Below are 8,442 nucleotides of genomic sequence, written 5' to 3'. Positions count from 1 at the left end.
TTACGGAAAAGAGCCATGCCGATTACTGCCCAAACCATGGACTCCATCGGTAGTTTTCGTCTACGAATAGTCGCAACTCCAGCTTGATTCAAGCCTTGTTCGATAAGAGCAGGATCGAGAACATCAGCAAGACTTTGAAAGTCAGTACGGCTGTTAAGGGAAACGGAGGCAAGAGCATCTGAAAGTTGCATAAAAAAATCCGGAATCATTAACTGATTCCGGATTATGTCAGCCTCATAGGATCGTTCAACTGATCCTTAACTGATCGGCATTAAGCAATTGCTGGCTTTCTCTGACTGTTATCAAAATCAAGGTTAAGATTTTGGCATTAAAACATGCTCAAGCTGGGTTGTTTTACTGCCCATGAATCGATCTATTAAATGGTTAATATCATCCCTGCTGATCTGCTCGATCTGCTTGTCCGGATCATTAACCGCATCCAGGCCATAACCATGTACCAGATAGCGCGTCATAAACCAGGACATCTCTTGTGCATTGGTCGCGATTGGCTTCAAATCACTTGCCAGCTGTTTCGCGGCAGAATCTCGCTCTTCCTCAGTGATGCCTGAACGTAATCCACTGATAAGTTCGGTCATCGCACTGCGCACCTGATCCAGTTTCTCGGCATCGGCATTAATCTCCAGCAATAAATGAGAGATCTGACTTCCGTCAGGCATGATAGTAATGGCAGTAGGCGAATAACCTAAGCCATATTTCTCACGTAATAACGTTGTTGCTCGCTGAGAAAACACCCTCAGCATCATATCTTCTGCAAATACATCATCGACTGTTTTCGCGTTACCTTCAGCAAGAAAGCTCACTCCGAAAAACATGCCGGATTCATTGGATATTGGCAGCAAAATATCCTCAGGCTGCTTATCAAATTCAACATCATTACGGTAATCACCTGGATTAGTCATCGGGATATTAGCAACATAGCGTGTCAGTAACGGCACTAATTCTTCAGGTTTGATGTTACCGACAACCACCAGTTTGAAACCTCGATTCTCACCAAACAGTTGGTGATAAACTTGCTGAACCTGCTCTGCAGTCACACCTTGATAAGTATTACCGTCATGAAGATAACGCAGGCTATCAGGCGTATAGAGATGACTATTGATCTCTGCATTAAATCTACCGCCAGACGATGCCAACCAAGTATCACGTTCAGTAGCAAATTGTTGCTGCACTTGCTTAAACTGAACTTCATTCACCTTTGCATGACTGGCCGCTTCTCGTAATGCAGCGAAAGCCAGCGGAACGTTATCGTAGCTAGTCTGAAGATAAAAACCGTGTTGATTTTCATTGATAAACGGCTCGAGCATCGTTTCATTACGGATCATATACTGCTCTAATTGCGCAGCATTGAACTCCCCTAACCCACTACGAAGAAACGTATTAACCGTCAAATCAACCGCTGGATACAACCAAGGATCAACGACCGCAAAACCGCCGGGCGATGAATAGTACATATACACTTGCTTTTCGGCGGCAGGCATCTGCTTCAGCCACACTTCCACCCCATTATCTAATTGCCACTTGGTGGTATCTGAACTTATCTGCTCAGTACTTGCAATGGTCCCCAACGTTGACGGAACCGGAAAATCCGTCATCGTTTTAGCGATCAGTAACGGCGCACCTTCAGCGTCGAAAAGCGCATTGTAAGCCTGGCTATTTTTCGCCAGTTCAAACGCTTGATCCTGTTTTTCGACGCTAAAAAATTGTTTCTGAGCCGTTTTTTTCAGCCTGCTTTTTAACGCCTTATTAGTCTGCTGTAACTCGCTGGAGTGAATGAAGGCTGTCAGGTTGGTTTGGTAATCTTCTTTTGCCTGAACCGGCACTTGATCAATCAATGCATATGCTTTCACATCCGCAATTTCACCTGACGTTGCCTGCCGCCAGTCACCATCAATATTTTCTAAATCACTATTAAACAGGGCTAATGCCGTACTTAGCTCGACAGCCCCCACCCCGTGGTCACGCAGACTTGCCAGCTCTTTTGCTAAGAAAGCCTGACTTTGTACCTGGTCTGATGCGTTAAATGTAATATCAATAACTGCCTGCTTGCGATCTAGCAGATCAAACGGCACAACCACTACCTGATGAATCGGGGTATTGGTGGCTAGAACTCGTTCTCGTAATCGCTGCTCAATCAGGATATTCAGCAAATTATCATTCATGATCTTCTGCTGATCGGCATGATGGTTAAATGCCCTCGTCCCCAGATCAAACACGATACTCATGGTTGCAATCTGGCCTTGCGGTGCGATCAGGGCTATCGGGCTCTCATCGATAGGATTAACTTTAATTGACGCAACAGGTTGTGCGTCAGGTTTTTGCTGCCAACTTGTAAACATCTCACTGACAAGTCGCTCGGCTTGTATCGCCTCAAAATCACCAGAAATGACCAGTTCAGCATTCGCAGGTTGATACCAGTTTGCATAAAAGGCCACTAACTCTGCAGGATCAACGTTTTCAATCGAGGCTTTGGTTCCCAGCACGTCATGCTTACGGTGTTCACTGTTGGCCAGCAAGGCAAAAAATGTCTGCAGATACAGCGGCCTCTCATTCGGTCTCGCCAGGCGGATCTCACCTAACACCACCCCTTTTTCGGCTTCAATCGCTTCGGGTTTTAGTAACAGGCCATCGGCAATATCTCTGAACCAGGTCAGGGCCGGCTGCAGTTCGGTTTGATCCGGCAGAGCTATCTTATAAACTGTATGGTCATAATAAGTAAAAGCATTTAAGTCGTTACCAAAATCAACACCGACCTTTTCAAACAAGGCGACAACGTCATTTTCACTAAAATGCTGACTGCCGTTAAATGCCATGTGTTCGAGGAAATGAGCATACCCCTGCTGCAGCTCTGTTTCTTGCAGGCTACCAGCATGGATCAAAAAACGAATTTCTACCGGCTCTCCGGCTTTAGGGTAAAAATGATATTTCATTCCATTGGCCAGCACACCTTGCTGCCAATCCGGATCAGGCACTATTGGTTTCTTCTCAGCAAGATTGGTTTGGCTACAACCAATCAAGACAATAGCCAGAGAAAACAATATGACTATTCTCGATACAATGCCTTGCCTCATGTTTTTAGTCCTATTTATATAAATTAGTCAGCATTTTAGCCCTCCCTAAAAAGATGTTAAAAACATCAATAAGACAAATGAACAGCCATAATGTAAAAGCAAAGAACGGATTCACATTTTTCAAAGAAATAGTGTGCAATACCATTGCATTACACTATCCCTTAAATAACGTAAAACGTCTTACACTTAAAGATGTTGCGATGCTGCCCCGGCTAAAATAAGGACACTATGATGAAAAAAATGATTAATCATGTTGATAACGTCGTGAAAGAGCAACTGGAAGGGATCTCTAAGGCGCACCCGGAGCTACAGGTAAATCTTGAACCTTTTTATATCCGTCGCAAAACACTCGGCAAGCCTAAAGTCGCATTGATTTCAGGCGGCGGCAGTGGTCACGAGCCAATGCACGGCGGCTATGTCGGTTATGGCATGTTAGACGGGGCATGTCCTGGCGAAATGTTTACTTCACCAACCCCGGATCAAATGTACGAATGCGGCAAGCAGGTTAATTCAGGAAAAGGGGTTCTGTTTTTAGTTAAAAACTATACCGGCGATGTGCTTAACTTTGAAACCTCAGTCGAACTGCTTCATGGTGACGGCATAAAAGTGCAAGCCGCATTAATTGATGACGATGTCGCCGTAAAAGACAGTTTATACACCGCCGGGCGTCGCGGTGTCGCCGCCACCGTACTGGCAGAAAAAATGTTGGGAGCCGCTACAGAAGAAGGATACACCCTGGAGCAATGCACCAAACTTGCCAAACGCATCGCTAACCGTGGCCGCTCAATGGGTATTGCCCTGTCTGCCTGTACCGTGCCGGCAGTAGGTAAACCGGGCTTTGATTTGGCAGACAACGAAATTGAATTTGGTATCGGTATTCATGGCGAGCCCGGGATCAGACGTGCGCCTTTCACCGACAGCGACACCATTACCACCGATATGATGGCAGAAATATTTGATAACACCCCCTACCAGCGCACCGTTCGCCACTGGGATAACGAAGCCGGCGAATGGCAAGAAGAGATCTGGACCACGGAAAGCCTGGATAGAGGCGATAAAGTGATTGTCCTGGTAAATAGCCTGGGCGGCACCCCTCTCTCTGAACTCTATTGTGTCTTCCGTAAAGTCGCTGAATTACTTGAGCAACAAGGTATTACCATCGCTCGTAGCCTGGTCGGCGCTTACTGCACATCACTTGATATGCAAGGTGTCTCGATCACCCTTCTGAAAGTCGATGATGAGATGCTGTCACTGTGGGATCAGCCCGTTAATACACCAGCACTACGTTGGGGCTGTTAGCTAGCACGGATGAAGGAGAGCCGGCATGAGAGTGACTAAGCAGCACATTGTGAAATGGCTGGAAACCGCCGCTGATCTTTTTGCCCAGCAGGAAAATTATCTCACCGAATTAGACCGCGAAATTGGCGATGCTGACCATGGTTTAAACATGAATCGTGGTTTTCGAAAAGTGATGGAAAAGCTCCCTGCTATGGCCGACAAAGATATTGGCACTGTGTTAAAAACCACCGGAATGACACTACTGTCAAGCATCGGCGGTGCCAGCGGACCATTGTATGGCACCTTTTTCATTCGCGCAGCATCCAGCGTTATGGGAAAAGAAGAACTGACATTAGAGGAGCTAGTGACAATACTCGATGACGGTGTCAAAGGCGTGCAGCAACGTGGTAGAGCCGAAGCGGGCGATAAAACCATGGTTGATACCTGGCTCGCGGTGATCAACAGCCTACAGCAGCAACCTGGTAATGAACTGGGCGTCGCGCTGGAACAAGCGGCACAAGCTGCCGAAAAAGGCATGAAAGCAACCATCGAGATGCAAGCACGTAAAGGGCGGGCAAGCTATCTGGGTGAACGATCTATCGGCCACCAAGATCCCGGCGCAACCTCGTCATACTTCTTATTTACAGCCCTGTGTGACAACGTCTTAAACTAAGTTCTGAAAAGGTTTTCACATGGTTAATATTGTCATTGTTTCTCATAGCCGACGTTTAGCTGAAGGCGTTGTAGAGCTTGCCGCTCAAATGACCCGGGGGCGGATCAAACTGGCAATTGCCGCTGGTATCGACGATCCAGACAACGACAATAACAGCGGCATCGGTACCGATGCCGTTGCTGTCATGTCGGCCATTAAGCAGGTCTATTCAGATGACGGGGTATTGGTGCTGGTTGATATGGGCAGTGCTATTCTCAGTGCCGATATGGCACTGGAATTACTCGACAGTAAACAGGCAAAAAATGTATACGTTTGTGCCGCGCCACTGATTGAAGGCTCTATTGCCGCCAGTGTTGCCGCCGCGGCGGGCATGACGATCGACCAAGTGATCAATGAAGCCCACGGTGCGCTCGCAGCCAAATACCAACAACTGAATCAAACCATTCCACACCCCACAGAAATATCATCGGTTGCATCTCTCGCAGCTGCGCCTCTCTCTTCTGCCTCTCTTTCTGCTGCTTCTCTTTCTACTGCTTCTCTTTCTACTGATAGTAGCAAAGCGGTGATCCCGCAGTCTGGCGAGCTATTGCAATTTTCATGGCAGATCAAAAATCCACACGGCATTCACCTCCGTTCGGCCGCTGCCATTGTAACCGCAGTCAGTCAATTTGATGCCGACGTATGGCTTCGCAAAGGCGATCAGCAGATCAATGCCAAAAGCGTCAATAAGATCGCCCTGCTTGGAATTAAACATCACGACACAGTGATCTGCATTACCCAAGGAAAAGAAGCGGTGCAGGCCATCAATGCTTTCCGGACGCTGGCCCAAAGGCATTTTGGAGAAGACTTTCCCGGAGAAGACAGTACTCAGTAAACTGAACCGGCTGTATTACTGGCCGTGATGGCAGTTGATCGGGGCAATTCAAAAATATTCAGGCACTTTCATGCTGACTTCTCTATTGGCCTCGCCCGTCTGATCATTAAGAAGCAATGTGGTGATTTCGCCTGCAGGCTTGGGTCGGCTGAACATATAACCTTGTAGCATATCGCACCCCTCCTTGAGCAAAAAGGCAAGATGATCAGGCTCTTCAACGCCTTCTGCCACGACCTTAATCCCCAGAGCATGAGCCATGGTGATAACGGCAGATAGGATCACATTATTATTCTTGTCCTTGATATCACAGATGAAACTTCGATCTATCTTTAGAATCTCGATAGGCAGGTTTCTCAGGTAGCTAAGAGAAGAATAACCTGTACCAAAATCGTCGAGCGCAATTTTAATATTCTTATCATGCAACCTATCCAACGTTGCTAAAACTTCCTGTTCGCCATTGATAATGGCCGTTTCTGTCAGCTCGATATAAAGTGAACCTGGAATTATTCCACTATTAATAATGTAGTTACTTAACTCTTCAGCAAAGTTAAGGTTATTCAGCTGTATCGCAGATACGTTAATAGCCAGCTGTATATCGGTTATTCCCATATCCTGCCAAAGTTTGAGTTGACGGCATGCTTCTCGAATAACCCAGTCACCAATGGCCGAGATCAAGCCATTTCTTTCGGCTAACGGAATAAACTGATCGGGCGGGATGAAACCTAATTCTGGATCATTCCAACGAATAAGTGCTTCCAGCGAAGTAATATGATGGGTTTTGCCATCGAGGATAGGTTGGAAATAGAGTTCAAATACCTCATTTTCTATCGCTTCATACATTTTTTGCCCGATGATTGAAAGCTCATAATTCTGCTGGCTAAGAATATCAGTAAAATTCTGATAACTTCCTTTGCCCGTTTTCTTTGCATGGTACATAGCGATATCCGCATTTTTTATCAGCTCTTGGGTCGTCATACCGTTCTCGGGATAACACGCGATACCGATACTACCGCTAACATAATAGTTCTTATCGCAGAGATTGATTGGCAAAGAAATAACCTCAAGAATCCGTTTGGCGACTTGTTCAACACAAGCTACAGAGGAGTCACCAGTAAGAAGAACCGTAAACTCATCGCCACCGAGCCTGGCAACCATATCTCTGTCACTGAAATAACTGATGCAATCTTTCTTGCGCAGATTTTGATGAAGGCGAAGCGCAATTTCCTGAAGAAGCTGATCGCCAGCGTGATGGCCAAGGCTGTCATTAATATGCTTAAAGTTATCTAAGTCGATAAACATGACGGCAAGTTGACTATTATCACTGATTGCACTTTCTAACGTTCTGTTGAGGTGCTTAGTAAACATAAAACGATTGGGTAAGCCCGTCAGGGAGTCATTAAAGGCTAATTCGCGGATTTTCTCATTCGATTTAAAGAGTTTGAGGCTCATCCGATTGAATTCCTGGCCTAACTCATTCAGCTCGTCATCGCCCTGTGTTTTAACCTGAACCAATTCATTGTCGTTACTTAAACGTAAAAATGCCTTATGCAGGTATTTCAGCGGACGCACAATTTGAAAATGGCTGAGTAAAACCATCAGCGGGATAAAAATTGCAACAGAAAGCAGGGTAATGATGGCCACGAGCATGCTGATACTACGGCTGGGTTGCAACAATACATTATCCGGCACCAACGCATGGAGCCATAATTGTTGTTGCAGGTTAACGCTGGTGTGGTAGTAGTCTTTGCCCTCTATTTCATGAACATAAAATGTTGTTTCCTCTTCTGGCTTTGGTTTCAATGCTAAATCAAGTGAGGTTATACTTTTCACCGTTTTTGCTGAATTGGGCAATACGACTTCCCCCGATTGATTAGAGATCAGGAAATGGCCACCACTCCAGGAGAAACCGGTAAGGGCATCATTTAACATGCCCAAGTTTACCGTTATTACCAGATAACCTCGCACTTTAGGACGGGCGGTAAAAGAATCTGTCGCCTTATTGATAATATCTAAACGTTTAGAGACATACAGGCTGAATTCACCATTGTCAGGATTGGTCATAAATTGAGTGTGAAGATCATTTTCATCTTGCTCCATTGCTGAAAACAGCACACCAGCCAGCTCGGTTTCTGTCTGGTTCGGAATAAAGGGGGAAGTTAACCGGAGATCTTCATAGCCATCAGGCAATATCACCCGCATTTCATAGTATTGGGGAAATACTTGCATAATACTCTTCAGCTTTCTTAACAAAGGACGCTGCATCAGCGTATAGCGTTCATCTTCATCCTCGGTCAATATGTAGTTTCTGAATAGCGGGTCTCCCGTGATCAGCTCGGCATTGGCTTGTGCTGTTTGCACAAGCCTGTCGGTTTGAGCAACCATTTGCTCAAGAAATTTGGTTACCTGCGTCACACTGCTCTGCTCTGCTGCATTTCTGAGTTCAACAAATGCAATGGCACCTAGCAGTACTTGCGGTATACAAAACAGCAGTATAATAAGGATTGGCAGCTTGGTTTTTAGTTTCATAG

General features: G+C 45.8%; 6 protein-coding genes. 3 read left to right on the top strand and 3 right to left on the bottom strand.

Annotation, left to right across the window (positions count from 1 at the left end; all coding sequences use genetic code 11):
• The coding region (locus tag L4D76_RS25715; protein WP_428443711.1) for a transposase domain-containing protein at positions 1-209 on the bottom strand (209 nt) is incomplete at its 3' end.
• Between the two features lie 105 nt (positions 210-314).
• The gene (locus L4D76_RS25710; RefSeq protein ID WP_428443710.1) at positions 315-3,089 is read right to left on the bottom strand and encodes a M16 family metallopeptidase; all 2,775 of its coding nucleotides are present in this window, start codon (positions 3,087-3,089) and stop codon (positions 315-317) included.
• A gap of 231 nt (positions 3,090-3,320) precedes the next feature.
• Between L4D76_RS25710 and dhaK the strand changes: the two genes are divergently transcribed.
• The 3 genes from dhaK to dhaM are packed head-to-tail and all read left to right on the top strand — an operon-like array spanning position 3,321 to position 5,914.
• Positions 3,321-4,388, top strand: a complete 1,068-nt coding sequence (dhaK, locus tag L4D76_RS25705; RefSeq protein ID WP_428443709.1) for a dihydroxyacetone kinase subunit DhaK — start codon at positions 3,321-3,323, stop codon at positions 4,386-4,388.
• A 25-nt stretch (positions 4,389-4,413) separates the two neighbouring features.
• Entirely contained in the window at positions 4,414-5,040 is a 627-nt protein-coding gene (dhaL, locus tag L4D76_RS25700; RefSeq protein WP_428443708.1) for a dihydroxyacetone kinase subunit DhaL, read from the top strand.
• 19 nt (positions 5,041-5,059) lie between these two features.
• Positions 5,060-5,914 (top strand): dihydroxyacetone kinase phosphoryl donor subunit DhaM, encoded by an 855-nt coding sequence (gene dhaM, locus L4D76_RS25695; protein WP_428443707.1) that lies wholly within the window; start codon positions 5,060-5,062, stop codon positions 5,912-5,914.
• A 48-nt stretch (positions 5,915-5,962) separates the two neighbouring features.
• Here the strand turns inward: dhaM and L4D76_RS25690 are convergent, their stop codons facing one another.
• Complete coding sequence (locus tag L4D76_RS25690) at positions 5,963-8,440, bottom strand: EAL domain-containing protein (RefSeq protein ID WP_428443706.1); 2,478 nt, start codon at positions 8,438-8,440, stop codon at positions 5,963-5,965.
• Between the last annotated feature and the right edge of the window lie 2 nt (positions 8,441-8,442).

This window comes from Photobacterium sagamiensis, from assembly GCF_050337085.1.
GTDB classification, from domain to species: Bacteria; Pseudomonadota; Gammaproteobacteria; order Enterobacterales; family Vibrionaceae; genus Photobacterium; species Photobacterium sagamiensis.
Note: the sequence above shows the minus strand (reverse complement) of the source record. Positions and strands in the feature narration are given on the sequence as shown.